General features: G+C 71.4%; 22 protein-coding genes. 9 read left to right on the forward strand and 13 right to left on the reverse strand.

All coding sequences use genetic code 11. The features are described 5' to 3' along the window. Positions 1–3: 3 nt before the first annotated feature. From B0B15_RS06575 to B0B15_RS06600, 6 genes are all read right to left on the reverse strand, one after another. Complete coding sequence (locus B0B15_RS06575) at positions 4–1,026, reverse strand: 3-oxoacyl-ACP synthase III (protein ID WP_076674314.1); 1,023 nt, start codon at positions 1,024–1,026, stop codon at positions 4–6. 125 nt (positions 1,027–1,151) lie between these two features. Continuing rightward, entirely contained in the window at positions 1,152–2,453 is a 1,302-nt protein-coding gene (locus tag B0B15_RS06580) for a DUF58 domain-containing protein (protein WP_076674317.1), read from the reverse strand. Beyond that, positions 2,453–3,382 (reverse strand): AAA family ATPase, encoded by a 930-nt coding sequence (locus tag B0B15_RS06585; protein ID WP_076675257.1) that lies wholly within the window; start codon positions 3,380–3,382, stop codon positions 2,453–2,455. Before B0B15_RS06585 ends, B0B15_RS06580 begins: the two co-directional genes overlap by 1 nt. Positions 3,383–3,540: 158 nt before the next feature. Then, positions 3,541–4,710 (reverse strand): DUF4350 domain-containing protein, encoded by a 1,170-nt coding sequence (locus B0B15_RS06590; protein WP_076674320.1) that lies wholly within the window; start codon positions 4,708–4,710, stop codon positions 3,541–3,543. Beyond that, positions 4,707–5,363 (reverse strand): DUF4129 domain-containing protein, encoded by a 657-nt coding sequence (locus B0B15_RS06595; protein ID WP_076675258.1) that lies wholly within the window; start codon positions 5,361–5,363, stop codon positions 4,707–4,709. The genes B0B15_RS06590 and B0B15_RS06595 overlap by 4 nt, the downstream gene beginning before the upstream one ends. Further along, positions 5,360–6,763 carry a DUF7847 domain-containing protein gene (locus B0B15_RS06600; protein ID WP_076674323.1) on the reverse strand — a complete coding sequence of 468 codons (1,404 nt, stop codon included), beginning with the start codon at positions 6,761–6,763 and terminating at the stop codon, positions 5,360–5,362. Before B0B15_RS06600 ends, B0B15_RS06595 begins: the two co-directional genes overlap by 4 nt. 163 nt (positions 6,764–6,926) lie before the next feature. On the opposite strand from B0B15_RS06600, the gene mtrA reads away from it, so the two are divergent. The 5 genes from mtrA to hpf all read left to right on the forward strand — a co-directional run bounded on the left by mtrA (position 6,927) and on the right by hpf (position 12,464). Beyond that, on the forward strand, positions 6,927–7,607 hold the full coding sequence (gene mtrA, locus B0B15_RS06605; protein ID WP_076674325.1) for an MtrAB system response regulator MtrA: 681 nt from the start codon (positions 6,927–6,929) through the stop codon (positions 7,605–7,607). 7 nt (positions 7,608–7,614) lie between these two features. Continuing rightward, positions 7,615–9,300 (forward strand): MtrAB system histidine kinase MtrB, encoded by a 1,686-nt coding sequence (mtrB, locus tag B0B15_RS06610; protein WP_076674328.1) that lies wholly within the window; start codon positions 7,615–7,617, stop codon positions 9,298–9,300. Beyond that, on the forward strand, positions 9,297–10,955 hold the full coding sequence (locus B0B15_RS06615) for an LpqB family beta-propeller domain-containing protein (RefSeq protein WP_076674331.1): 1,659 nt from the start codon (positions 9,297–9,299) through the stop codon (positions 10,953–10,955). Before mtrB ends, B0B15_RS06615 begins: the two co-directional genes overlap by 4 nt. Positions 10,956–11,042: 87 nt before the next feature. Next, positions 11,043–11,708, forward strand: coding sequence for a ComF family protein (locus B0B15_RS06620; protein ID WP_076674334.1), 666 nt, complete (start codon positions 11,043–11,045; stop codon positions 11,706–11,708). A gap of 93 nt (positions 11,709–11,801) precedes the next feature. Continuing rightward, on the forward strand, positions 11,802–12,464 hold the full coding sequence (hpf, locus tag B0B15_RS06625) for a ribosome hibernation-promoting factor, HPF/YfiA family (RefSeq protein WP_076674337.1): 663 nt from the start codon (positions 11,802–11,804) through the stop codon (positions 12,462–12,464). Between the two features lie 61 nt (positions 12,465–12,525). On the opposite strand, the gene B0B15_RS06630 is transcribed toward hpf, so the two are convergent. Further along, positions 12,526–13,839, reverse strand: coding sequence for a coiled-coil domain-containing protein (locus B0B15_RS06630; protein WP_076674340.1), 1,314 nt, complete (start codon positions 13,837–13,839; stop codon positions 12,526–12,528). Between the two features lie 184 nt (positions 13,840–14,023). Between B0B15_RS06630 and secA the strand changes: the two genes are divergently transcribed. Both secA and B0B15_RS06640 read left to right on the forward strand, forming a co-directional pair. Beyond that, positions 14,024–16,825: a preprotein translocase subunit SecA gene (gene secA, locus B0B15_RS06635; protein ID WP_076674343.1), complete on the forward strand. Its 2,802-nt coding sequence runs from the start codon at positions 14,024–14,026 to the stop codon at positions 16,823–16,825. 135 nt (positions 16,826–16,960) lie between these two features. Next, on the forward strand, positions 16,961–18,187 hold the full coding sequence (locus tag B0B15_RS06640) for a pyridoxal phosphate-dependent aminotransferase (RefSeq protein ID WP_076674346.1): 1,227 nt from the start codon (positions 16,961–16,963) through the stop codon (positions 18,185–18,187). Positions 18,188–18,328: 141 nt separating this feature from the next. Here the strand turns inward: B0B15_RS06640 and B0B15_RS06645 are convergent, their stop codons facing one another. Both B0B15_RS06645 and B0B15_RS06650 read right to left on the reverse strand, forming a co-directional pair. Beyond that, a complete protein-coding gene (locus B0B15_RS06645) occupies positions 18,329–18,757 on the reverse strand; it encodes an Rv3235 family protein (protein WP_076674348.1) in 429 nt (142 codons plus the stop codon). A gap of 137 nt (positions 18,758–18,894) precedes the next feature. After that, a complete protein-coding gene (locus tag B0B15_RS06650; RefSeq protein ID WP_076674351.1) occupies positions 18,895–19,176 on the reverse strand; it encodes an excisionase family DNA-binding protein in 282 nt (93 codons plus the stop codon). Positions 19,177–19,403: 227 nt separating this feature from the next. Between B0B15_RS06650 and B0B15_RS06655 the strand changes: the two genes are divergently transcribed. Beyond that, the gene (locus B0B15_RS06655) at positions 19,404–20,900 is read left to right on the forward strand and encodes a sensor histidine kinase (RefSeq protein WP_076674353.1); all 1,497 of its coding nucleotides are present in this window, start codon (positions 19,404–19,406) and stop codon (positions 20,898–20,900) included. 224 nt (positions 20,901–21,124) lie between these two features. Here the strand turns inward: B0B15_RS06655 and B0B15_RS06660 are convergent, their stop codons facing one another. Next, entirely contained in the window at positions 21,125–21,373 is a 249-nt protein-coding gene (locus B0B15_RS06660) for a WhiB family transcriptional regulator (RefSeq protein ID WP_013583608.1), read from the reverse strand. Between the two features lie 212 nt (positions 21,374–21,585). Here B0B15_RS06660 and B0B15_RS06665 point away from each other — a divergent pair, with 212 nt between their 5' ends. Continuing rightward, positions 21,586–21,966, forward strand: coding sequence for a histidine kinase (locus B0B15_RS06665; RefSeq protein ID WP_076674356.1), 381 nt, complete (start codon positions 21,586–21,588; stop codon positions 21,964–21,966). A 63-nt stretch (positions 21,967–22,029) separates the two neighbouring features. Here the strand turns inward: B0B15_RS06665 and bcp are convergent, their stop codons facing one another. From bcp to aroA, 3 genes are read right to left on the reverse strand one after another with little or no spacing between them, the layout of a single operon-like run. Continuing rightward, positions 22,030–22,503, reverse strand: coding sequence for a thioredoxin-dependent thiol peroxidase (gene bcp, locus B0B15_RS06670; RefSeq protein WP_076674359.1), 474 nt, complete (start codon positions 22,501–22,503; stop codon positions 22,030–22,032). Next, on the reverse strand, positions 22,500–23,561 hold the full coding sequence (rsgA, locus tag B0B15_RS06675; protein WP_076674362.1) for a ribosome small subunit-dependent GTPase A: 1,062 nt from the start codon (positions 23,559–23,561) through the stop codon (positions 22,500–22,502). Before rsgA ends, bcp begins: the two co-directional genes overlap by 4 nt. Before the next feature lie 3 nt (positions 23,562–23,564). Beyond that, positions 23,565–24,911: a 3-phosphoshikimate 1-carboxyvinyltransferase gene (aroA, locus tag B0B15_RS06680; protein ID WP_076674365.1), complete on the reverse strand. Its 1,347-nt coding sequence runs from the start codon at positions 24,909–24,911 to the stop codon at positions 23,565–23,567. Positions 24,912–24,919: the final 8 nt, after the last annotated feature.

Genomic DNA, 24,919 nt, shown 5'->3' on the forward strand with positions numbered 1-24,919 from the left:
ACCTCACCAGGCCAGCTCCAGCATGCCGGTGTTCAAGCCGGAGCCCACTCCCATCAGCAGCACGCGGTCCCCGCGGCGCAGCGTCTTCTGCTCGGCGGCCAGGGTGATCGGAATGGATGCCGGACCGACGTTGCCGAGCTCGGGGTAGGTGACGGGGACCCGGTCGCGGTCGAGCTTCGCGGCACGCACGATCGCGCTGGTGTGCACCGACGAGACCTGATGCGTCACGTAGCGGTCCATACCCGTCCAGTCGAACTCTCCCTTGGCCTCTTTCCAGGCCGAGACGACGAGGTCGAGTCCGCCTTTGAGCAGGGCCTTGGCGTCGGTGAACATGCCGTCGACGCTTCCCACGCACAGGTCGTAGAACTGCGTCGCGGCCCGCGTCACGCCGCCCACGATGCGGTGGCCCTCGGGGTGGTCGCTCGCGCGACCGAGGACGGCCGCGGCCGCGCCCGACCCCAGGGTCAGCGAGGCGAACTCCTGCATGAAGGCGTCGCGGTCGAGGTCTTCGCGCACGAGGCGGTTGATGGTGTTCACCTGGATCTCGTCGGCATCCTCGCCGTTGACGATCAGGGCGTACTTCACCTGACCGGACTGGATCATCCCGGCGGCCAGGCTCATGCCGTTGATGAAGCCGAGGCAGGCGTTGGCGACGTCGAAATTGATGGCCGAGCTCGGCAGACCCAGGCCGTGGTGCAGCCGCACGGCGACCGACGGCTCGAGGTGCTTGCGCGTGACCGAGGTGTTGATGATGAGGCCGATCTCACCGGCATCGACCCCGGCTTCGGCGAGGGCCTGCTTGCCGGCGGCGATCGTCGCCTCGTCCGACGACTCGCCCTCGGCCCAGTTACGGCGTTCGTTCACGCCCGCGACGCGGCGCAGTAGTCCCGGCTTGAGCTTGAGACGCTTCAGCGCCGGGGCCAGACGCTCCTCGATGTCATCCGACGTCGTGACGCGGCTGGGCAAGACGCTCGCCACCGACACGAGGGCCACATCGTCGAAGTGCGTGGTGGCGTTACCTGGCAAGAGAGCTCCCGCATCCTGTGCATAGACGGCGAGGCCGCGCGCGGAGGGGACACGCTGACGACCGGAAGGGTACCCCCCAGAATAAGCCGCGTCGTATGTCGCGGGCTGCATGAGGGCTGGGTGTGCTAAAGCCGTCCCGCTGCCTTGAGGGCGAGATACCGGTCCGCGACGAGGGGAGGGAGGTCGTCGGCGGATGCCGCGACCGCGTCGCCACCGGCCCGGATGACGGCCTCGCGCACACGGTCGGCGTCGTGGCGCGCGCGTTCGATCGCCGCGGCGGCGTAGACGTCGGCGGCGTCGCGGTGCGAGGGCACGACGCCCGGGCCGTCGGTCGCGGTGGCCACCAGCAGGCGCGAGCGCGCGGCGACAGCGGGCAACGACGCGAGGAACGCGCGGGCCGCCTCCGGGTCGTCGGCCGCGGTCAGCAGCACCACGAGCGCCGGGCGCACCGACAGGCTGCGCACCTGGGCGAAGGCGGCGTCCCAGTCGGTGTCGATCAGCTGCGGGTCGACCGGGGTCATGGCATCCACCAGAGCGGGAAGCAGCTGCGCGCCGTCGACGCGGGTGACACGGGCGCGGGCCACGCGGTCGAACATCACGAGGTGCACGTGGTCGCCCGCGCGCGTCGCGAGCACGGAGAGCAGCAGGGCGGCCTCCATCGCGGCGTCCAGTCGCACGCCGTCGCCGACGCGCGCGGCGGCGGTACGGCCGGTGTCGATCACGATGACCACGTGCCGGTCGCGTTCGGGACGCCAGGTGCGCAGCATGGTCGTTCCGGCGCGGGCGGTCGCACGCCAATCGATCGAGCGCACGTCGTCGCCGCGCACGTACTCGCGCAGACTGTCGAACTCGGTGCCCTGCCCGCGGACCTGCAGCGTGGTGTTGCCGTCGAGCTCGCGCAGACGGGCCAGGCGCGAGGGCAGGTGCCGCCGCGAGGTGAAGGGCGGCAACACGCGGATGCGTCCGGGGGCGTCGATCCTCGCCTGTCGACCCGCCAGGCCCAGCAGCCCGGTCGCGCGGACCACGACGAACGCGCTGCGCAGTTCTCCACGCCGGCGGGGAAGGAGCGGCAGCGGGGCGCCGCGTCTCTCGCCCGGCGGCACGGTGAGGCGCAGCCGCTGCTCGGGCGCGCCCGCCGTCGGCTGCCACGCGTCGCGCACGCGGGCCCGCAGCATCCGGCTCCCGAGGTTGCGCACGCGCAGCTCGCCCGCGACCGGTTCGTCGCGCAGGGCGCGTTCGGGGAGGGTGCGCGTGACCTCGACCCGGCGCGGGTCGGCCGCCGTCGCCACGTCGACGACCATCGCGAGCGCGCACAGCAGCACCCAGCCGCCCGCGGCGATCCACGCCGGCACCCCCGCGGTGCTGAGCAGCACGAGGGGGACGACGCCGAGGGCGACGAGGAGGGCGAGGCGGCCGGTGACGAACATCAGATCGGGACGCGGGTCTGCTGCAGAACGGAGGTGAGGATGGCATCCACCGAGACACCCTCGATCTCGGCTTCGGGGCGGAGCCGGATGCGGTGGCGCCACACGGGTACGAGCATGGTCTGCACGTGGTCGGGGGTGATCGCGGGGTACCCGCCCAGCCAGGCCCACGCCTTCGCGGCGGCGAGCAGACCCGTCGTCGCGCGCGGGCTCACGCCCAGCTGCACCGACGGGCTCTGCCGCGTGGCCCGGGCGAGGTCGACGACGTACCCGAGCACGTCGTCGGCGACGGCGACGGATGCCGCGGCCCGCTGCGCGGCGAGGATGTCGCCCGCCGAGACGGCCGGCGCGACCCCCGCTTCGTCGAGGCGTCGCGGATCGAAGCCCTGCGCGTGGCGGCGCAGCACGGCGACCTCGGCGTCGCGGCCGGGCAGGTCGACCACGAGCTTGAGCAGGAAGCGGTCGAGCTGCGCTTCGGGCAGGGTGTAGGTGCCCTCGTGCTCGATGGGGTTCTGCGTCGCGGCGACGAGGAACGGATCGGGCAGGGCACGGCTCACGCCGTCGGACGACACCTGTCGCTCCTCCATCGCCTCGAGCAGGGCCGCCTGGGTCTTCGGGGGAGTGCGGTTGATCTCGTCGGCCAGCAGCACGTGGGTGAACACCGGTCCCGGGCGGAACTCGAATCCGCCCGCGCGGGCGTCGTAGACCAGCGACCCGGTCACATCGCCCGGCATGAGGTCGGGCGTGAACTGCACGCGATGCGTGTCGAGACCGAGCGCGCGGCTGAAGGAGCGCACGAGGAGCGTCTTGGCGACGCCGGGCACGCCCTCCAGCAGCACGTGTCCGCGAGAGAGCAGGGCGATGAGCAGTCCGGTCACCGTGCCGTCCTGTCCGACGACCGCCTTGCCCACCTCGAGGCGCACGCGGTGCATGGCCTCGCGGAGGGCCGTGTGGTCGTCGGTCGAGGCGATGCGGGCGCTTCCGGACGAGCGGTCATCGGCGACCGGAGGGGTCGCGGTCGACGAGGGGGCCGCGGTCGTGCCGGGCGCCGGCTCGCTGCCGGGGTTCTCGGGGCTCTCGGGGCTCTCGGTCATCGGGGTGTCCCTTCGGTTCGGACGGCGACGCGGACGCTCTCCTCGAGGTCGCGCAGTCGATCGGCGGCGGCGACGAGGTCGCGGTCGGTGCGGGGGATGTCGTCGACGAGGATGCCGCGCACTCGGGAGCGGTCCGTTCCCAGGCGCTCGGCGACCGCATCGGCGACGTCGGAGGGCGAGGTGCGCGGCGCCAGTGCCAGCAATCGCACGAGGCGCGCGCGGCTGGCGCGGCGGAGTTCGTCGAGGGCGTGCGGGGCGTCGCGCGCTCCGGCGTAGAGGCGGGCGCGCCCCTCGGTGGTCTCGTTGGCGCGGACCGTCACGGGCAAGCGCTCGGTCACGAGCGGACCGAAGCGTCGACCACGCCAGACGGCGGCCGTGAGTGCGGCCAGGAGCAGCAGCACGATGGCGGGGGTCACCCAGTCCGACGTCAGTTCGCCGAGCGTGGGGGGAGCCGTGCCGGGGTCGGCGTCGCCGGGGGCGGGGACGTACCAGACGAGGGTGGCGCTCCCGCCCAGCACGCTGAGCGCGAGGGCGGCGTCGCCGTCGCGCGGCAGGGCCGCGTTGGTCACCGTCGACAGGCCGTCGAGGGCGGTCACCGAGCGGCCCCCGGTGTCGAGGGTCAGCAGACCGAACTCGTCGCCGACGGGGAAGCAGCCGGTGACGTCGTCGCCGGCGATCAGGAGCTCGCCGACCCGCGCGCTCCGGGCGTTGGCGGCGGCGGGCGTCACGCAGTCGGCGGCGACGGCCGTGTCGTCGGCGAACCCGCCGAGCGATGAACCGTTCATCAGGACGTCGAGCGCACGTGAACGCGGCTCGATCAGCACCACGTGTCGGGCACGGGAGGCGATCTCGCGCAGGGTGTCGTCGGAGAGCATCGGCGCGTCCCGCATCACGAGCGTCGCCTCGCCGTCGGCCAGCGCGCGTTCCGCGGCGGCTCGGTCGCGCGCGACGACCACCCGCACGCCCTGCTGCTCGAGCACGCGCACGACGGCCCGTGTGCCGTCGGGGCCGGCGGACTCGGGGTCGAGGATCGCCCGCTGGGTGTAACCGCCGTAGACGAAGAGCCCGCCGACGAGCGACACGAGCAGCAGACCGACGACGAGGGCGACCCACCCGAGCGCGGCGCGTCGACGGGACCGCGGTCGGGCGGCGATCAGGGCGCTCACGTGGTGCCCACCGGTGACGGGCGGGTGCGCACGGCGGCGTCGTCGAGGTCGACGATGAGGCGGTAGCGTTCCGCCGTTCCCGGACGGCGCAGGTAGCGCACGTCGTCGAAGGTCGTCGCGGCCGTCTCGAGCCCGGCCGCGAGGGCGGGCAGGGCCGTGCCGGCCTCACGGGCGAACGCGCGCACCGTCGCCCCGGGCGGCGGGTCGACCAGACCCCGTTCCGACAGACCTCGCGCGACGGCGCGGAAGCGCAGCACGACGGCGTCGTCCCATGCTCCGCGTCGGGCGGCCGCCTCGGCCTCGGCCCGCAGCTGTTCGGCCGACCGGGTGTCGTCGTCGTCGAACAGGGCCCGAGCAGCCGGAGCCGCGCGCACGCTCCGACGGGGTCGACCCCAGATCAGGATGCCGACCACGATCGCCGCCACGACGAGCACCGCCAGCACGACGAGCGCGGCCGGACCCCACCCGTCGGTGCTCGGAATGCGCAGCAGGTCGTCGAGGAAGCGGACGACGGCCTGAGCCGCCCGGTCGATGATGCTCGGCTCGGCCGCCTGGTACGAGGGGTCGGCGAGCTCGCGCTCCGCCCACTCCCGCGCCTGGTCCGGATCGGGCAGCAGGGGCGAGAAGGCGGCGGCGAGCGCGGCGAGGCTCACGCGTCGCCGCTCGAGCCCGGCGCCGCCCACGTGGTCGGCGCATCTTTCGAAGCGGCATCCGGATTCGAGGTCGGCGGCGGGACGTCGGTCGACGGCGAATTCGGTGCCCCCGAGTCCACGCCGGGCGTCGCGGACGGCGCCGGGGATGCCGGCGGGGCCGGTGCGGCGGCGGGAGCACCGTACGGCTGCGGGGCCTGAGGTGCGGCGGGAGCACCGTATGGCTGCGGCGCCGGCGTCGCGGCGGGAGCACCGTACGGCTGCGGAACCCCGTGAGCGGGGGGATACGGCGCCGCACCCGGCGGAGCGGCGTAACCGGCGTAGGCCGGGGGAGCACCCACGGGCGTCGGAGCCGGACGCTCCACGATGCGCCCCACGCCGACCAAGTAGGGGTCGGCGAGGTCGGCGGCACCGGCGTCGCGCTGTTCGACGTAGGTGGCGAGGTCGTGGTCGAGGGCCTCCACCCGCATGCGGGCGTCGACGTAGACGAGCACCGCCGAGGTGGACTGCACCACCAGCGCGATGCATTGGACGAGGAGGATGCCGAACTGCCCGACGACCTGGACGGCGATGACGCCTACGAGGGCCCCCGTCGGGTCTTCGCCGGTGGGGGCGAGGATGCCGGGGACGATGCCCGCGACCAGGCTGAAGGGCACCGAGATGATCTGGGCGACGATGCTGAAGGCCACCGAGATGATGACGACGACGCCGAGCGTCGACCAGAAACGGCCCCGCGTGAGCCGCCACGACCGGGCGATCGCGGGGAAGATGCGCGCGCGCTCGAGGATGATGACCGACGGCACGAGGAAGAGCTTCGGTGTGAGCCAGAGGTAGAGGACGATGAGCCCCAGCAGGGACAGGACGCCCACCGCGACGCCCACCCACAGCACGTTGATCACCAGGAGCGCGACGATTCCGGCGAGCACGCCGATGACGACCACCGTCGCCAACAGGTACAGCGCGCTGTAGCCGATGAGACGCCACACGACCGGTTTCACGCGCGCCCACACGGCCCCGAGGGTCGGCTTCTCGGCGACGACGGCGTGGGCCACCTCCGCCACCACGACGCCTTGGACGATGATGCTCAGCGCCCCGGTCGCGATGCCGAGGACGAAGGCCGTCGCCGCCGTGATCACGGCGGAGCCGGCGAGGATCGCGTCGTAGTCGTCGCCGCCGACCGGCACGGTGTCGAGGCGCGAGAAGCTCGCGATCGCGACCCCGCCGACCGCGGCGGTGAGCACGACGTAGGCGACGGCCTGCACGATGAGAGCGAAGCCCAGCAGCACCTTGGGGTTGTGACGGAGCGCCACGAACGAGCGGCCCAGGATGGTGCCGAACCCGTAGGGGTGCAACGGAACGATCCCCGGGCGTGATGCCGGAGTCCAAGCCGGGTACGCGGTCATGTGGGGCCCCTCCTCGTCACATGGCGGTGCCCTCATCGTGTCACAGACCTCCGACACGCACGCCTGGCGTGCAGGCAGGTCGACTACTCTCGATACGACGTGCCCCGATCCGGGGCGTCATACCCGTCCCCGAGCGGGTTCGAGACGGAAGACGTACACCCGAATGACTTCACGGATCCTGGTTGTCGACGACGACACCGCGCTGGCCGAGATGATCGGCATCGTGCTGCGCACCGAGGGATTCGACACCGTGTTCTGCGCCGACGGAGCCCAGGCCGTCGACGCGTGGCGCACGGAGCGGCCCGACCTCATCCTCCTCGATCTCATGCTGCCCGGGGTCGACGGCATCGAGATCTGCACGCGCGTGCGCGCGGAATCCGGCATCCCGATCATCATGCTCACCGCCCGCACCGACACGGCCGACGTGGTCAAGGGCCTCGAGTCGGGGGCCGACGACTACATCGTCAAACCGTTCAACCCGAAGGAGCTCGTCGCGCGCATCCGCACGCGCCTGCGCCCCACCCAGGCCCCGGCCGACGAGACCCTGCGCATCGGCGACCTCACCGTCGACGTCGCCGCGCACGAGGTGCGCCGCGGCGACGCGCCGATCGCCCTGACCCCCCTCGAGTTCGAGCTGCTCGTGGCGCTCGCGGAGAAGCCGCAGCAGGTGTTCTCGCGCGAGATGCTGCTCGAGCAGGTGTGGGGCTACCACTACAAGGCCGACACACGACTGGTGAACGTGCACGTGCAGCGCCTGCGCGCCAAGATCGAGGCCGACCCCGACAACCCGCGGATCGTGACCACCGTGCGCGGCGTGGGCTACCGCGCCGGCGCGGTGGCCTGAGGCCCGCATGACGGGCGCGGTGCGCACCGTCTCGCCGTCGCGGCTGGGCGACTGGCGCGACTGGCGCCGCACGCGCGACCGCCTCGCCACGCTCTGGCGGCGATCGCTGCGCTTCCGCACGATCGTCATCACGGTGACCCTCACCGCGGCGACCATCCTCGTCACCTGCGTCGCGATGGCCCTCGTCATCCAGAACGAGCTGTTCACCGCGCGCAAGGACCAGGTGCTCCTCGAAGCGCAGCGTGCGACCGCGGCGGCCCAGGCGACCCTCGACGCCGCGGTCGACTCGACCGACCCCGCGGCCGCTCAGACGCTGATGAACGGCATCGCCACCCGCCTCTCGCAGCAGTCCTCGAGCGACCTGATCGCCCTCTACCGCATCGGACCGCCGTCACCGCTGGCTCCCCAGCCCTTCATCTCCCCCGCGTTCGAATCGGGCCTGGTCACCGACGCGTTGCGCACGCAGGTGCAGTCGAGTCCCGACCTGCAATGGTGGCAGTCGGTGGCCCTGCCCTCCGACAACGGGCGTGACGTGCCCGGCATCCTGGTCGGCCATCAGCTGCGCTTCCCCGCCGAGGACGGGGTCGATTCCTACGAGCTCTACATGGGATACGACCTCTCGAGCGCCTCGCAGACGCTCGCGTTCGTGCAGGTGCTGCTGTGGGTGGTGGGCCTGGTGCTGGTGGTGCTCATCGGCGCGATCGCCTGGTTCGTGCTGCGGTCGGTGACCACGCCGATCGCGGATGCGGCGGAGACCAGTGCCAAGCTCGCCGCGGGTGACCTGGGCGTGCGTCTTCCCGTCCGCGGTGAGGACGAACTCGCGACGCTGAACCGCTCGTTCAACGCCATGGCCGACAGCATCGAGTCGCAGATCAAGGAGCTCGCCGACCTCTCGCTCGTGCAGCAGCGTTTCGTCTCGGATGTGTCGCACGAACTGCGCACGCCGCTGACGACCATCAGGCTCGCGGCCGACATGATCAACGACCAGCGCGAGGAGTTCGACCCCGTGACCGCCCGCGCTGCCGAACTGCTGCACGCGCAGGTGCAGCGCTTCGAGGTGCTGCTCACCGACCTGCTCGAGATCAGCCGGTACGACGCCGGTTCGGTTCAGCTCGAACGCGAGCCGACGAGCCTCGCCCACCTGGCCGAAGACGTGATCGAGTCGATGGAGCAGTTGGCGGAGGGACACGGATCCGACGTGCGGCTGGTGGCCCCCGGCGGCTACACGCCCGTCGACATGGACGCGCGCCGCGTGCGACGCATCGTGCGGAACCTCCTCGGCAACGCCATCGAGCACGGCGAGGGGCGTCCGATCGTCGTCTCCGTCGACAGCGACCGGGATGCCGTCGCCCTCGGCGTGCGCGATTTCGGCCTGGGCATGAAGCACGAGGACGTCGAGCGCGTGTTCGACCGGTTCTGGCGCGCGGACCCCTCGCGCGTGCGCACGATCGGCGGGACGGGCCTCGGCCTGTCGATCGCCCTCGGCGATGCCCGCCTGCATGGCGGGACCCTCGCGGTCTGGTCGGAGCCAGGGCGCGGATCGAACTTCGTGCTCACGCTCCCGCGCGACGACAGGCCGGTCACCGGCTCGCCGCTCCCTCTCGTGCCGGACGACGAGCAGGGCGGGGCGCTCGAAGCGCTCGGCCTCACGCAGCCGATCTCCACCCGCCCCAGCATCCGGAGGACGACATGAGACGCGCTCTGTCGCTGCTGAGCCTGATGCTCGTGCTCGCCCTGACCGCGTGCACCGGCCTGCCGACCTCCGGCTACGTCAACCCCGGTCGCGGTCCGCAGGTCGACGACACTCAGGCGTTCGCCTTCGTGCCCGACGGTCCGCAGGACGACGCGACCCCCGCCGAGATCGTCGAGGGCTTCCTGCGCGCGGGTTCCGGCCCCGCCGACGACTGGGCCACCGCGAAGCTCTTCCTCGCTCCCGGCACGCAGTGGGACCCCCGCTCGCGCGTGACGATCGACCGTCTCGCCGACCGGCGGGCGACCCCGAACGCCGACGGCACGTCGGTCGCGGTCGCCCTCACCGCGATCGCCGCGGTGGATGCCGACGGCGCGTACGCCCCGACGGCGGCGGGTGCGGCCGAGACCCTGAGCTACACGCTGACGCGCGTCGACGACCAATGGCGGATCTCCTCCGCGCCCGACGGGGTCGTGCTGTACGAAGAGGTCTTCCCGACGGTGTACCAGTCGGCATCCGTGGCGTACTTCGACCCCTCGTACAGCTTCATCGTCCCCGACGTTCGCTGGTTCCCGCGCCCCCTGGTCGCCAGTCGCGTCGCGACCGCGCTCGTCGACGGGCAGCCCAGCGCGTGGCTGGCCGGAGCGGTCCGCAGCGCCTTCCCCGACGAGCTGTCGCTGGTGGGACGCTCGGTGACGCTGTCGTCCGACGGCATCGCGCAGGTGCAGCTGCCGCGCGCCGCCCTCAGCCTCGACCGCACGACGCTCGATCGCATGCAGACCCAACTGGTGCGCAGCCTCACCACCGCCGGCATCAACGAGGTGCAGATGACGGTGGAGGGCACCCCGATCGCCGCCTCCGAGGTCCCGGTCCGCGTCACCCGCGTCGACCCGTCGCCGGCCGTGCTCACTGCGGTCGGGGTGTTCGGAGCGCTCGCCGGAGACGCGGTGGAACCGATCGACCGCCTCTCCGACGCGGTGGAGTCGCTGAGCCCGACGGCCGTCGAGCTCGAAGCCGACCGCAGCCTGGCCGCCGTTCGCACGCAGCAGGGCACCGTCGCGAGCGCCCTGAGCGACGGTCGCACCTTCCTGCTCGACGACCGCGCCGGTCTCATCGCTCCCTCGATCGACGGCGAGGGCGAGATCTGGAGCGTTCCGGCCGCCGCTCCGACGCAGGTCCGCGCGATCACCCCCGAGGGGGTTCCCCGCGAGGTCGGCAACGCCTGGCCGGATGCCGCGGAGATCGTGTCGATGCAGGTGTCCCGCGACGGCACGCGGGTCGCGGCGATCGTCACCGTGTCGGGGGTGCGCGAGGTGTGGGTGGCCGGCATCGAACGCGAGGGCACCGAGGTCGACCTCGGCCCGCCCCACGTGCTGTCCTTCAGCCAGCAGGGCGCTTTCGACCTCGCGTGGCTCGACGACACCACAGTGGGCGTGCTGGCCACGGTCGACGGGGTGAGCAAGCTGCGCGAACTGAACGTCGGCGGTCGCGGCACCGAGGCGACCGCCCCCGACGGTGCCCGAACCCTCGCGGCTGGCAGCACCAGCGTGCGCGTCCTCGACGATCAGGGTCGCCTCTACAGCCGTCGCGGCAGCTCGTGGACGCTCGTGGCTTCCGGCATCCGCGTCCTGGCGGCGCAGCAGGGCACCACGTCCTGAGAGCAGCGGCTCCTCCCCAGGCGGCGATCTCTGCACGAAAAGGCGCTGCGGGCTCCGCGGGGTGGCGGCGTAGGTCAGCATCGTGGCATGGAACTCGCATCCCTGCTCGCGTCCTCCGTCCGTGATGCCCTGACCTTCTGGCTTCCCGTCTCCTGCGCGGGATGCGGGGCCCTCGACATCGACGTGTGCGACGGATGCCGCGCCGCCCTCGTCCCGCGGCCGGTGAGCCGCGTCCTCGCGCCGGATCTGACCGTGACGAGCGCCCTCGCCTTCGCCGGGCCGGTGGCCCGGGTGATCCGGGCACTGAAGGAGGAGGGGCGCACCCCGCTCGCCGGCGCTCTCGCTCCCGCCCTCCGAGCGGTCCTGCACGAGGTGCCGCCGGACGCCCTCATCACCGCGGTGCCGTCGACCCGCGCGGCCCTGCGGCGACGCGGGTATCGACCGGTCGAACTGGTTCTTCGCCGCGCGGGCCACCGCGACCGGCGGCTCGTGGGACTGCGCCGTGCCACGCGGGATCAGCGCGGTCTCGATCGCGACGCGCGCCGTCAGAACGTCGGGGGAGCGTTCGCTGCTCGCCCTGTCGCGGGGGTTCCCGTCGTCCTGGTGGACGACGTGGTGACGACGGGAGCCACCCTGCTCGAGGCGGCCCGGGCGCTGCGCGCGGCGGGCGCGACCGGGGTTTCCGCCGTCACGCTGGCGCACACGCCGCGTTGCGGCGATCTCGGAGGTGAACCGAAGGTGATTGACACGTGACAGGGCGGTGCTGCGGCACTAGCGTGGGGATGACTGAAGGCGACGGACGTTCCGCCCTTAGACCGGGCGGAACCCGGAACAAGGAGGTCACGGATGGACACCAACATCGTCGGCGTGGGAGTCGGAATCACCGATCGTTTCCGCTCGGTGGTCGAAGAGAAGGTCAGCCGAATCGAGCACTTGGCGCCCCGCGCGAACATGCTCGAGGTCAAGGTCACGCATCGCTCCTATCGCAACGGCCGGATGGAAGACGATACGGTCGAGCTCACGCTCGACGGCAAGGGCCCTGTCGTGCGGGCCGAGGCCACGGATGCCGACAAGTTCGCCGCTCTCGACCTCGCGGTCGACAAGATCTCGGAGCAGGTGCGTCGCGCGAAGGACAAGCGCGTCGACGCCCGCAACCACCCGCGCGGCGCGAAGTTCGAGAAGGGCACCGGGGAGCTCGCGGGGATCGACGTCGAACCCGCCTCCGTCGACGTGCTCCGCGCCGTCGCCACCGGATCGGTCCCCGTGCAGGCGGACGCCGCCGAGGAGGAGGACTACTGCCCCGTCGTCATCCGGCAGAAGGAATTCGAGGCCGAGTGGATGACGGTCGAAGACGCGGTCGACCGCATGGAACTGGTCGGTCATGACTTCTTCCTCTTCATCGACGCCCGCACCGACCACCCGAGCGTCGTCTACCGCCGCAAGGGCTGGGACTACGGCGTGATCGAGCTGACGACGCAGGCGTCGCCGATGGTCTCAGCGGCATCCTGACGCACACAGGAACGACGCCCCCGGCCGGAAGGCCGGGGGCGTCGTCGTGACAGGAGACGGCTCAGCCGTCGAAGATGTCGCCGAGCAGCGAGCCGATGACCAGACCGCCGAGCATGCCGCCGACCATGTTTCCACCGCCCATGCCGCCGCCCCGGCCGTATCCACCGCCCTGACCGTACCCGTTGCCGCCCCAGTCGTTCGGGCGGGACTGCTCGATGTCGCGCTGGGCGATCTGCAGGGCCTCGGATGCCAGCGACCCGGCGCGACGCGCGGTGGCGAGCACCGTCTCGCGCTGGTCCTCGGCGACGGGGCCGAGGGGGAGACCGGCGCGCAGGCGCTCGGCCTCGACGAAGCGGGTTCGGGCGTCGGCCCCGATCCAGCCGCGGTGACCGGTGATCAGGCCGCGCGCGACGGCCAGCTGCCGGTCGGCGTCGTCGATCGCGTGCTCGACCTGCAGCTGCGACGGCACCGGGCGGGCGGCGCGCTCGCGGGCGAGGTCGAGATCGGCGTTGGCCTGACGCAGCGACGACAGGGCGGCGAAGGGATCGCTGCGCGTTCCCGACGCGGGCAAGGCGGACAGCGCCTGCTGGAGAGTCGCCATGGCGGCCGTGACGGCGGGGGTCTGCGCCCCCCGTCGCGCCTCGACGAGGTCGTTGCGCGAGTCGTCGACGACGGCGGCGAGGGTGGATTCGGCGCGCAGCGCCTCGATCTCGAACGTGTCGACGGCGTCCAGCAGCGACTCGGCCCGACGGACCGCCTCGGTCGCCGCCTCGAGGGCGACGGAGGCCTGCTCTCGCTGACCGGCTTCACGGCGACGCTCCGAGACGCCCGCGGTGTGCACCGCGAAGTCGAGGAGCTGCTCGATCTCGTCGGGGTTGCCGCCGATCTGGGCCAGGGCGGAGTCGCTGTACCGACGGGAGAGGCGATCGACGACCTCTCGGGCGCCGGGGATGCGAGCGGCGAGGCGCTCGCGGTCGGCGCGCACGCGCGCGAGGGTCTCCGGCGCGCGACGCACCGCGTCGATCTTCGGCTGCAGCACCTGCGTGCGCTCTTCGAGGAGGTCTTCCGCCCACTCCGAGAGCTGGATGATGCGCGCGTTGCGCGTACGCAGCTCCTCCTTGGTGTCGGGGATCTCGTCGTGGTTCAGCTGGTGCAGCCGGAAGGCCTCGGCGAGATGCGTGCGGACGGAGTCGAGGGCGGCCGCGAGATCCTCGGTCGCTTTGTCGCCGAGCTCGGCGCGGGCGAAGTCGAGCTCGTCGGAGGTGAGTCGCACCCGCTCGTCGGCGGCGACGATCGCGAGCTCCGCTCGACGTGCCAGATCGGCGTCCGCCGCGTCCTGCTCTTCGCGCTTCCTCTTGCCCCAGAAACCGGCCATGGCTCGATCCTAGGCGGCGGTTTCCCGGGCGTCGCCGTGTGTTCGCTACGGGCGCGCACAGAGACTTTCGGATTGCGGCATGCTCGCAGGTCACGAACGGGTAACACGGATAGCATGAGGAACGTATGCCTGTTCGCAGGCCGGCGTCCGCGCGGGCGCCGCACCCGACAGATGGAGATTCTTCGTGGCAAATCCGCTCGAGAAACTGCTGCGCGCCGGCGAAGGCCGCATCCTGCGCCGCCTGCAGGGCGTCGTGAAGGCGACCGGCGCCCTCGAAGAAGACTACGAGCAGCTCACCGACGACGAACTGCGCAACGAGACCATCGAGTTGCGTGCCCGCTACGACGCCGGCGAGACGCTCGACCAGCTCATGCCCGAGGCGTTCGCCGCTGTCCGCGAGGCGGCCAAGCGCACCCTCGGCCAGCGTCCGTACGACGTGCAGATCATGGGCGGCGCCGCCCTGCACCTCGGCAACATCGCCGAGATGAAGACCGGTGAGGGCAAGACCCTGACCGCGGCCCTCCCGGCCTACCTCAACGCGATCGCGGGCAAGGGCGTTCACGTCATCACGGTGAACGACTTCCTCGCGAGCTACCAGTCGGAGCTCATGGGTCGCGTCTACCGCGCGCTCGGCATGACCACCGGCACGGTCGTCGCGGGTCAGACGCCCGAGGTGCGTCGCGAGCAGTACGAGGCCGACATCAGCTACGGAACGAACAACGAGTTCGGCTTCGACTACCTGCGCGACAACATGGCCTGGCGCAAGGAGGACCTCGTTCAGCGTGGTCACTTCTTCGCCATCGTCGACGAGGTCGACTCGATCCTCATCGACGAGGCGCGCACGCCGCTGATCATCTCGGGTCCGGCATCCGGGGAGGCCAACCGCTGGTTCGCCGAGTTCGCCAAGCTCGCCCGCACCCTCGAGGCCGGCGTCGACTACGAGGTCGATGAGAAGAAGCGCACCATCGGCGTGCTGGAGCCCGGCATCGAGAAGGTCGAGGACTACCTCGGCATCGACAACCTCTACGAGTCGGCGAACACCCCGCTCATCTCGTTCCTCAACAACTCGATCAAGGCGATCGCGCTGTTCAAGCGCGACACCGACTACGTCGTGATGAACGACGAGGTGATGATCGTCGACGAGCACACCGGTCGCATCCTGGTCGGTCGCCGCTACAACGAGGGCATCCACCAGGCCATCGAGGCCAAGGAGGGCGTGCCGGTCAAGGCCGAGAACCAGACGCTGGCGACCGTCACGCTGCAGAACTACTTCCGCCTGTACGACAAGCTCTCGGGCATGACCGGTACGGCCGAGACCGAGGCCGCCGAGTTCATGTCGACCTACAAGCTCGGCGTCGTCCCGATCCCGACGAACAAGCCCATGATCCGCAAGGACCAGGCCGACCTCGTCTACAAGAACGAGACGGCCAAGTTCGCCCAGGTCGTCGAAGACATCGTCGAGCGCCACGAGAAGGGCCAGCCGGTCCTCGTCGGTACGACGAGCGTCGAGAAGAGCGAGTACCTCTCCCGCCTGCTGGCCAAGAAGGGCGTGCGCCACGAGGTGCTCAACGCCAAGAACCACGCGCGCGAGGCCGAGATCGTCGCCCGCGCCGGTCGCCTCGGCGCCGTCACCGTCGCCACCAACATGGCCGGTCGCGGCACCGACATCATGCTCGGCGGCAACGCCGAGTTCCTCGCCGTCCAGGAGATGAAGGCGAAGAACCTCGACCCGGTCGAGACGCCCGACGCCTACGAGGCGGAGTGGGACGGCGTGTACACCGCGATGCGCGACGCCGTCGCCGAAGAGGCAGCGAAGGTCACCGAGGCGGGCGGCCTGTACGTGCTCGGCACCGAGCGGCACGAGTCGCGCCGCATCGACAACCAGCTGCGCGGTCGCTCCGGCCGTCAGGGCGACCCCGGCGAGAGCCGCTTCTACCTGTCGCTCACCGACGACCTCATGCGCCTGTTCCAGTCGGGCGCCGCCGAGGCGATCCTCGCCCGCACCAACTTCCCCGACGACGTCGCGATCGAGTCGGGCCTGGTGTCGAGGGCCATCAAGAGCGCCCAGTCCCAGGTCGAGGCGCGCAACGCCGAGATGCGCAAGAACGTCCTCAAGTACGACGACGTGCTCAACCGCCAGCGCGAGGCCATCTACGCCGACCGTCGTCACATGCTCCAGGGCGACGACATCGCCGACCGCGTGCAGCACTTCATCGAAGACGCCATCACCGCCGTCATCGACGACCACACGGGATCGGGTCACACCGAGTCGTGGGACTTCGACGCCCTGTGGACCGAGCTCAAGACGCTTTACCCCGTGAGCGTCACGATCGACGAGGTCGTCGCCGAGGCGGGTGGCAACAAGGGCCGCATCACCCCCGAGGGCCTGAAGCGCGAGATCATCTCCGACGCGCGCATCGCGTACGAGAACCGCGAGAAGGCGCTCGGCGAGCAGGCCCTGCGTGAGCTCGAGCGCCGCGTGGTGCTCCAGGTCCTCGACCGCCGCTGGCGCGAGCACCTCTACGAGATGGACTACCTGAAGGACGGCATCGGCCTGCGGGCGATGGCTCAGCGCGATCCGCTCATCGAGTACCAGCGTGAGGGTTACCAGATGTTCCAGTCGATGATGGGGCAGATCAAGGAGGAGTCGGTCGGCTTCCTCTACAACCTCGAGGTCGAGGTGCGCAGCGTGGAGGGCGAGCCCGCGGCCCAGGTCGAGGCGAAGGGCCTGGCGCCCGCGCCGGTCGAGACGCAGCGCCTCGAGTACTCCGCGGCCAACGATGCGGGCGAGGTCGAGGTGCGCAACGACCGCGGTCAGGTGCAGCAGGCGGCGACCAGCCGTCTCCGTCAGGCGCAGCCGTCGGCGCCCACAGCCGAGGCCGCCCCGGCGGGCGGCGCACGCGGCGCCTTCGGCCAGCGCACCGACGCTCCCGCGGACGCCGCACCCGGCAACCGCGCCGACCGCCGCGCCGCGAAGAAGAAGTAACCCCGCACCGCCCGGATGCCGTGTCCCCGCCGGGGCACGGCATCCGCCGTTCCGGGGCGAACTGTCCGCAGAGCGGGGCGCGGGCGGTCCACCCGGTGTCGATTGGCCGGATCGGCCCGGGGATATCCTGAACCGATGAGCCCGCTTCGCCCTCTCGACCAGTCGTCCAAGCTGAAAGACGTCCTCTACGAGATCCGCGGGGAGGCCCTCGTCGAGGCCGACCGACTCGAGGCCGAGGGGCACTCGATCCTCAAGCTCAACACCGGCAACCCCGCGATCTTCGGCTTCGAGGCGCCGCACCAGATCGTGCGCGACATGATCGCGTCCGTGCCGAATGCGCACGGGTACAGCGACAGCCGCGGCATCCTGTCGGCGCGGCGCGCGGTCGTGTCGCGCTACGAGCAGGAGCCCGGGTTCCCGCACCTCGACCCAGACCATGTGTTCCTCGGCAACGGGGTCTCCGAGCTCATCACGATGACGATGCAGGCGCTGCTCGACGAGGGCGACGAGGTGCTCATCCCCGCGCCCGACTACCCGCTGTGGACGGCGATGACGAGCCTCGGCGGCGGCACGCCCGTGCATTACCTGTGCGACGAGCAGCGCGAGTGGCAGCCCGACCTGGAGGACATCCGGTCGAAGATCACGCCGCGGACCAAGGCGATCGTCGTCATCAACCCGAACAACCCGACCGGCGCGGTGTACTCGCGCGAGATCCTCGAGGGTATCGCCGACATCGCCCGCGAGAACTCGCTGCTCGTCCTGGCCGACGAGATCTACGACCGCATCCTCTTCGACGACGCCGTTCACATCCCGATGGCCACGGTCGCACCGGACCTTCTCGTGCTCACCTTCAACGGTCTGTCGAAGACGTATCGTGTCGCCGGCTACCGCTCGGGTTGGCTCGCGATCACGGGCCCCAAGGAGCACGCGCAGGGTTTCCTGCAGGGCATCAACCTGTTGGCATCCACGCGTCTGTGCCCCAACGTGCCCGCGCAGTTCGCGGTGCAGGCGGCGCTGTCGGGGGTGCAGTCCATCGACGCGCTCATCGCCCCGACCGGTCGTCTGCACGAGCAGCGGGATGCCGCCTGGCAGGGCCTCGAGGCGATCCCCGGGGTGTCGTGCGTGCTGCCGCGCGGTGCGCTCTACGCGTTCCCGCGTTTCGACCCCGAGGTGTACGAGATCCCCGACGACGCCCAGTTCGTGCGCGACTTCCTGCTCGCCGAGCACGTGCTGCTCGTGCAGGGGTCGGGCTTCAACTGGCCGGCCACCGACCACGTGCGCATCGTGACGCTGCCCGAGGCTCGCGTGATCAGCGACGCGATCGAACGGCTCGGCAACTTCCTCGCGTCTTGGCGGCCGTGACGCAGTCGAGGAGCGTCAGCACCGCGCGGCAACACGGGGGCTGACCGCTTCTCGCGGGACGGAGCGCCATGACCGTCGCGCTCGCGGCGCCCGCGGAGGGTTGTCGACGATCGTGACGGATGCCACGCGGGCCGACGCGGATCAGAGCAGAGCCAGGGCCGTCACGCGCCAGCGTCCGTCCATCCCCTCCAGCCGGACGGCGATGGCGCGCGTCCTCACCCGCGCGGACGCGGTGACGGTGGCCTCGACGACGCCGTCGGCGGGCGAGGAGATGTGCACGCTGCGGATCTCGTGCACGTCGCGGCGGGCGGGCACGCGCCGGGCGCTGCGGGCGCGGGCCGCGAGATTGGCGCGGGTCACGAGCGAGCGGTAGACCTCCTCCGACAGCCAGCGTGCGAGTTGCTCGACCTCGCGCACCCCGGCGAGGACTTCGAGGATGCCGCGCACGATGTTGCGCACGAAGACCTCGGGCGACGGCAGCTGGGCGGTCGAGGTCTTCTGCCGGGCGAAGTACTCCTCGCCACGGGGTCTCGATGGGCGGATCGGCTCGGGATCGGGTGCGAATGACATGGTCCCCTCATTCGTGCGCATTCGGCGTGTACGGATCAACGTGCGGCCGACAGTAGGGGAGTGCGGGCATACGCCGCGGCGCTTATGCGTCGGCTGTGGATGACCGATGCGGCGGGTGAGGTGGGGAGGAGGAATCCTCAGTCGCCGTGACGAACCTCGCCCCGGCCCCACAGCTCAGGGAAGCTCGCAGCCTGCGACTGCCGCCAGAGAGCCGCGCGGCGGGCCTCTTCCGTCCGGGCCTCGACGTACGCGTCGACGCTGTCGCGGTCGATTCGCCATCGAGCGGGTGAGCCGATGGCGGCCCCGCGCAGGTGTCCCTCGTGCACGAGGGCGACGACGTCATCGGGCGAGAGCGCCAGAGCGGAGGCGACATGCTCGAGCTCGACGAATCTCTCTACGGGTGAGGGATCAACCGGCATCCCCTCATTATGTCCCCCTTTCCGCGGGCGTTAGGAGTTCACCCGCACTCAGGCGGCAGGACGGTCGACCGTCGGGTCGATGACGACTCCAGGGGGGCCGTCGGCGAGCGGGTTTCGCCAGCCTTCCGCAGCCGAGCCGTGAGACATTCGCACACCGGATCACCCAGCGCGGTCGCGCCCGGGTGGGGAGACGCGCGACGGCGCGGGGCGGCCCCTAGGGTGGAGGGGTGTCGACACTCAGCGAACTCGTCTACGCCCAGGGCCGCTCCAGCGAGGCCGACGTCGAGTGGCTGCACCGCCTCGCCGGCGACGGGCAGCTGCTCGCCGACCTCGCCTTCGCCGACATCGTCATCTGGGTGCCGACCCCCGACGATTCGTTCGTCGCCGTCGCGCACACCCGGCCCGGCGGAGCGGCGACGCTGTTCTACCGCGACATCGTGGGGGACCGCGTCCGTCCGCAGTGGCGCACCCAGGTGCGCGAGGCGTTCCAGAGCGGACGCATCGTCGACTCGGCATCCCCCGACTGGTTCGAAGAGACCCCCACGCGCGTGCGCGCGGTGCCGATCGTGCGCGAGCTCTCTCGCGAGGGAGACGCCGTCACGACCGTCGGCGTGCTGACCCGGCACACGAACCTCGGCGAGACGCGCACGCCCTCGCGGCAGCAGATCACCTTCAACGATTGCGCCGACGACCTCTTCGGCATGATCTCGTCGGCGGAGTTCCCCGATCTGTCGGCACCCACGGCCCCTCGCCGCGGAGCCCCGCGTGCGTCGGACGGACTGATCCGTCTCGACGTCGACGGGATCACGACCTTCGCGAGCCCCAACGCGCTTTCAGCGTTCAACCGAATGGGCTTCGACGACGAGCTCGAGGGGGAGTCGCTCGCCGAGGTGACGGCGCGCATCCTGCCGGCCAAGCGGCAGGACGTCGACGAGTCCCTCCCCGTCGTGGTGAGCGGCCGCGCGCCGTGGCGCGCCGACATGGAGGCCCGGGGCGTTCAGGTGTCGCTACGCACCATTCCGCTGCGCGACCGCGGCACGCGGATCGGCGCGATCGTGCTCAGCCGCGACGTGACCGAGATCCGCCATCAGGAGCAGGAGCTCATCACCAAGGACGCGACGATCCGCGAGATCCACCACCGCGTCAAGAACAACCTGCAGACGGTGGCGTCGCTCCTGCGCATCCAGGCCCGGCGCACCCACTCCGACGAGGCGCGCGACGCGCTCACGCAAGCGATGCGACGAGTGTCGGCGATCGCCGTGGTGCACGACACACTGTCGGAGGGCCTCGCTCAGAACGTCGACTTCGACGACGTCTTCGCCCGCGTGCTGAAGCTGGTGGCCGAGGTGGCCGCCGCCCCCAACACCCGCGCGCGCACGCGCAGCACGGGGAAGTTCGGCACGCTGCCGAGCCAGTTCGCCACCCCCCTCGCTCTCGCTCTCACCGAGCTCGTGACCAACGCGGTCGAGCACGGTCTCGCCGGTCAGGAAGGCGACGTCGAGATCGCCGCCGAGCGCACCGGCGAAATGCTCGAGGTCAGCGTTCGCGACACGGGCGTGGGACTGCCCGAAGGCCAGGTGGGTCGCGGTCTCGGCACGCAGATCGTGCGCACGCTCATCCAGGGCGAGCTCGGCGGGACCATCGACTGGCACACCCTCATGGGTAGCGGTACCGAGGTGACCATCGAGATCCCTTTGCGCTACATCGGCGGCTCTGCCGGCTGAGACGCCCGCGGCGCGGCATCCTCTTCCGGATGCCGCGGGCTCGGGGCGGGCGGTACGGAGTCTCGAGCGGGGCAGGCTCGCAGCAGTGCCGCAACGGCGCGATCCGGCCGGATCCGGGTACCGATCGGCGAGCCACGCCCGGCGCGGCGGGAGCGTCCGATCAGGCTCCCCGCAACGCGAAGACGCCCGCCCCCGAAGGGGCGGGCGTCTTCGATGAGGCGGCGTCAGGAGGCGCGGCGCGCACGGGCGGCGCGGCGCTTGAGCGCGCGACGCTCGTCTTCGCTCAGACCGCCCCACACGCCCGAGTCCTGGCCGGACTCGAGGGCGTACTGCAGGCAGACCTCCGTGACGGTGCAGCGCGCGCAGACCGACTTCGCCTTTTCGATCTGGTCGACCGCGGGGCCGGTGTTGCCGACGGGGAAGAACAGCTCGGGGTCGACGGTCAGGCAGGCTGCTTTGTCGCGCCAATCCATAGGGGTGCTCCTTGTAACAGAAATTTCGACGATTCGGCACCGGGATTCGGGTCCGGTACCCTGGTGGGAACGCGAGCGATTGCTCGCCCCACTTCGCTGTGGGAGCACACGGCTTGTTCCATGCTCCCATAGCGATTCCGCCTGATCAAGAGGTAACCGGCAGGTTTCCGGATCGTAACGGGCGCGGTCGCGCCCGTAGGGGAGGCTCTCGGATGCCCATTCGCCTTGCGGCCGCCGTCCTTCTCGGCCTCGAGGCCGTCGGCATCCTGGCCCTCGCCGGATGGCAGACCGTCGCCCTCATCGGCGGCGACACCGACTCGGTGGTCAGCTCGATCGCCCTGATCGTCCTGACGGTGATCGGCGCCGCGATCGTCGCCGCCTTCGCGGTGGCCACTGCGCGCGACGTGTCGGCCGGCCGGTCGGGCGGTATCGTCACGCAGCTGCTCGTGCTGTCTGTTGCGATCGGTGCGATCACGGGGGAGTGGGCCTCTCCGGGGATCGCCCTGCTCATCGCGCTACCGGCCGTGATCGGTCTCGTGCTGCTCGTGCTCGCCGTGCGCGCTGCGGCGCCGCGACGCCGCGACGAAGACTGATGCCCGACACGGGAAGACCCCGCCGACCGCGGGCAGCGGGGCGGGGCCGTCGAGTCGCGCGGATCAGGCGGCGGCAAGTCCGAGCGTCTTGCGCAGGCGCGCGACGTGGCCGGTGGCCTTGACGTTGTAGAGCGCCTCGACGACCTCGCCGTCCTCATCGACGACGAACGTCGAGCGGAGCACACCCGTGATCGTCTTGCCGTAGTTCTGCTTCTCGCCCCAGGCGCCGTACGCCTCGTGTACCGAGTGGTCGGGGTCGCTGAGCAGCGGGAACGTGAGACCGTCGCTGTCGCGGAACGCCCGCAGCTTCTCGGGGGTGTCGCGCGAGATGCCGAGGACGGTGTACCCCGCGCCCTGGAGCGAGGCGAGGCTGTCACGGAAGTCGCACGCCTGCGTGGTGCAGCCGGGGGTCTGCGCGGCCGGGTAGAAGTACAGGATCACGCGGCGCCCGCGGAAATCGCTCAGCGAGACGGGGTGTTCGTCCTGGTCGAGAAGGGTGAAATCGGGCGCGGTGTCGCCCTTGTCGAGGTTCGTCACCCGTCCAGCCTAGAGCGCTCGATGCCCTGGAACGTCGTCAGGAGGCGCTGGAGGGAGTCGAGTCTCGCCGCGGCGCCCGGACCCAGACGCCCCGATTCCACGGCCTCGACGATCGCGCAGTCGGGGGCGTCGGGAAGGTGGGTGCACCCGCGGGGGCAGTCCTCGGCCACCTCCGCCAAGTCGGTGAACGCGCCGAGCACGTGCGCGGGATCGACGTGACCGAGGCCGAACGACCGGACGCCGGGGGTGTCGATGACCCATCCCGAACCGGCGGGGCCCCGGTACCGCAGCGACACCGCCGACGACGAGGTGTGTCGGCCGCGGCCGGTGACGGTGTTGACGTGTCCGGTCGCCCGCTCGGAGCCGGTGAGGGCGTTCACCAGGGTGGACTTGCCCACGCCCGAGTGCCCGACGAAGACGGTGGCGTGACCGGCGAGCGCCTCGCCGATGGTCTCGAGCGGCATGTCTCCCTGCGCGCTCGTGAAGACGCGGAGATCGAGTCCGGCGAAGTGCGACAGGAACTCGGCAGGGTCGGCCAGGTCGGTCTTCGTGACCACGAGGAGGGGCCGGATGCCGGCATCCAGCGCCGCGACCAGGTACCGGTCCACGAGACGCTCGCGCGGCTCGGGGTCGGCCGCGGCGACGACGATGAGCATCTGGTCGGCGTTGGCGACGATCACGCGCTCCACCTGGTCGGTGTCGTCGGCGCTGCGTCTCAGCAGCGACGTGCGCTCCTCGATACCGACGATGCGGCCGAGCGTGCCCTCGTCTCCCGACAGGTCTCCGACCACGCGGGCCCGGTCGCCGTTGACGATGGGCTGTTTGCGCAGTTCCCGCGCCCGGGTCGCAAGAACGCGCCGCTCGTCCGGGCCGTCCTCGTCGACGAGAACGGTGTATCGGCCGCGATCCACCCCGAGGACGCGCGCGATCTGAGCGTCGGCGTGGGCCGGACGGCGCTTCGTGCGCGGACGGTTGGCCTTGGGGTTGGGACGCATCCGGATCGACGACTCGTCGAATCCGAAGTCATCGTCGTCGTCGGCGTCGTCGAGCCAGCTCACGCGTCAGCCCCGGGCATCGGCATCCCGTCCCAGCATGGCGTGCCAGAGGTCCGCGAACTGGGGGAGCGTCTTCGCCGTCGTGCCGATGTCGTCGATCTGCACGCCGGGGACACGGAGCCCGATGAGGGCGCCCGTGGTCGCGAGACGGTGGTCGTGGTGCGCTTTCCACTCGCCGCCGTGCAGCGGCTGGGGAACGATGCGGATGCCATCCTCGAGCTCGTGCGCTTCGCCGCCGAGCGAGCGGAGGTTACCGACGAGGGCCGCGATGCGGTCGGTCTCGTGCCCGCGGATGTGACCGATGCCGTGCAGGGTGGTCGGGCCGTCGGCGAAAGCCGCGAGGCCGAACAGCGTCGGGGCGAGCTCGCCTGCGGCGGAGAGGTCGAGCTCGACCCCCAGGATGCCGTCGTCGCCGGCCGCCACGGTGAGGGCGCCGCCGCGCCGGCTGACGCGGGCGCCCATCTCGGCGAGGATGTCGACCAGGAGCGCGCCGGGCTGCGTGCTGTGCAGGGGCCAGCCCGACATCGTGACCGATCCGCCGGTGACCATCGCCGCCGCGAGGAACGACGACGCGTTCGAGAGGTCGGGTTCGATGTGGACGTCCTTGGCGCGCACGGGCCCGGCCGGAACGATCCACTCGCCCGGGGCGGGCCGCTCGACGTGCACGGCGCGGTGGGCGAGCGACTCGACCGTCATGTCGATGTGGGGGATGCTCGGCAGGCGGGAGCCGACGTGGCGCAGGTGCAGACCCACGTCGAAACGCGGCGCCGCGAGAAGCAGCCCGGAGACGAACTGGCTGGACTGACTGGCGTCGATCTCCACCTCGCCGCCGCGCACGTGACCGTGCCCGCGCACCGAGAACGGCAGGGCCCAGTGGCCGCCGTCGTCGATGTCGACGCCGACGTCGCGGAGGGCGCGGATCATCGCCCCCATGGGGCGGTGCAGAGCACTCTCGTGCGCCGTGACGTGCACGTCGCCGCGGGCCAGGCCCGCCAGCGGCGCCACGAAGCGCATCACGGTACCCGCCTGACCGCAGTCGATCTCGCCGTCGCCCGCGAAGGTCGACGGCGGGGTGACCAGCAGGTCGGGGCCGAACGGGGACTCGGTCTCGATCTCCTCGATCGCCACCCCGAGGGCGCGCAGCGCGTCGATCATGCGCGCCGAGTCGTCGGAGTGCAGCGGGGCGTGAAGCGTTCCCGGACCGTCCGCGATGGCGGCGAGCACGAGCTCGCGGTTGGTGAGCGACTTGGACCCCGGCACCGTGACCGCGGCATCCACGGGGTGGGCGGCGACGGGCGCGTCCCACGCGCCGCGGGGAGTGGCGGCGGAGGGGGAATACCCGAGGGGAGTCATCGGTTCCA

This window comes from Microbacterium sp. RU1D, assembly GCF_900156435.1.
Classification (GTDB): domain Bacteria; phylum Actinomycetota; class Actinomycetes; order Actinomycetales; family Microbacteriaceae; genus Microbacterium.

What these genes read in the sequence shown, in the direction of transcription:
- hpf (WP_076674337.1), top strand. Translation starts at nt 11,802, where the DNA reads ATGGACACCAACATCGTCGGCGTGGGAGTCGGAATCACCGATCGTTTC.
- B0B15_RS06640 (WP_076674346.1), top strand. Translation starts at nt 16,961, where the DNA reads ATGAGCCCGCTTCGCCCTCTCGACCAGTCGTCCAAGCTGAAAGACGTC.
- B0B15_RS06645 (WP_076674348.1), bottom strand. Translation starts at nt 18,757, where the DNA reads ATGTCATTCGCACCCGATCCCGAGCCGATCCGCCCATCGAGACCCCGT.
- B0B15_RS06615 (WP_076674331.1), top strand. Translation starts at nt 9,297, where the DNA reads ATGAGACGCGCTCTGTCGCTGCTGAGCCTGATGCTCGTGCTCGCCCTG.
- mtrA (WP_076674325.1), top strand. Translation starts at nt 6,927, where the DNA reads ATGACTTCACGGATCCTGGTTGTCGACGACGACACCGCGCTGGCCGAG.
- B0B15_RS06665 (WP_076674356.1), top strand. Translation starts at nt 21,586, where the DNA reads ATGCCCATTCGCCTTGCGGCCGCCGTCCTTCTCGGCCTCGAGGCCGTC.
- B0B15_RS06580 (WP_076674317.1), bottom strand. Translation starts at nt 2,453, where the DNA reads ATGTTCGTCACCGGCCGCCTCGCCCTCCTCGTCGCCCTCGGCGTCGTC.
- B0B15_RS06660 (WP_013583608.1), bottom strand. Translation starts at nt 21,373, where the DNA reads ATGGATTGGCGCGACAAAGCAGCCTGCCTGACCGTCGACCCCGAGCTG.
- mtrB (WP_076674328.1), top strand. Translation starts at nt 7,615, where the DNA reads ATGACGGGCGCGGTGCGCACCGTCTCGCCGTCGCGGCTGGGCGACTGG.
- B0B15_RS06585 (WP_076675257.1), bottom strand. Translation starts at nt 3,382, where the DNA reads ATGCACCGCGTGCGCCTCGAGGTGGGCAAGGCGGTCGTCGGACAGGAC.
- B0B15_RS06600 (WP_076674323.1), bottom strand. Translation starts at nt 6,763, where the DNA reads ATGACCGCGTACCCGGCTTGGACTCCGGCATCACGCCCGGGGATCGTT.
- B0B15_RS06630 (WP_076674340.1), bottom strand. Translation starts at nt 13,839, where the DNA reads ATGGCCGGTTTCTGGGGCAAGAGGAAGCGCGAAGAGCAGGACGCGGCG.
- B0B15_RS06650 (WP_076674351.1), bottom strand. Translation starts at nt 19,176, where the DNA reads ATGCCGGTTGATCCCTCACCCGTAGAGAGATTCGTCGAGCTCGAGCAT.
- aroA (WP_076674365.1), bottom strand. Translation starts at nt 24,911, where the DNA reads ATGACTCCCCTCGGGTATTCCCCCTCCGCCGCCACTCCCCGCGGCGCG.
- B0B15_RS06620 (WP_076674334.1), top strand. Translation starts at nt 11,043, where the DNA reads ATGGAACTCGCATCCCTGCTCGCGTCCTCCGTCCGTGATGCCCTGACC.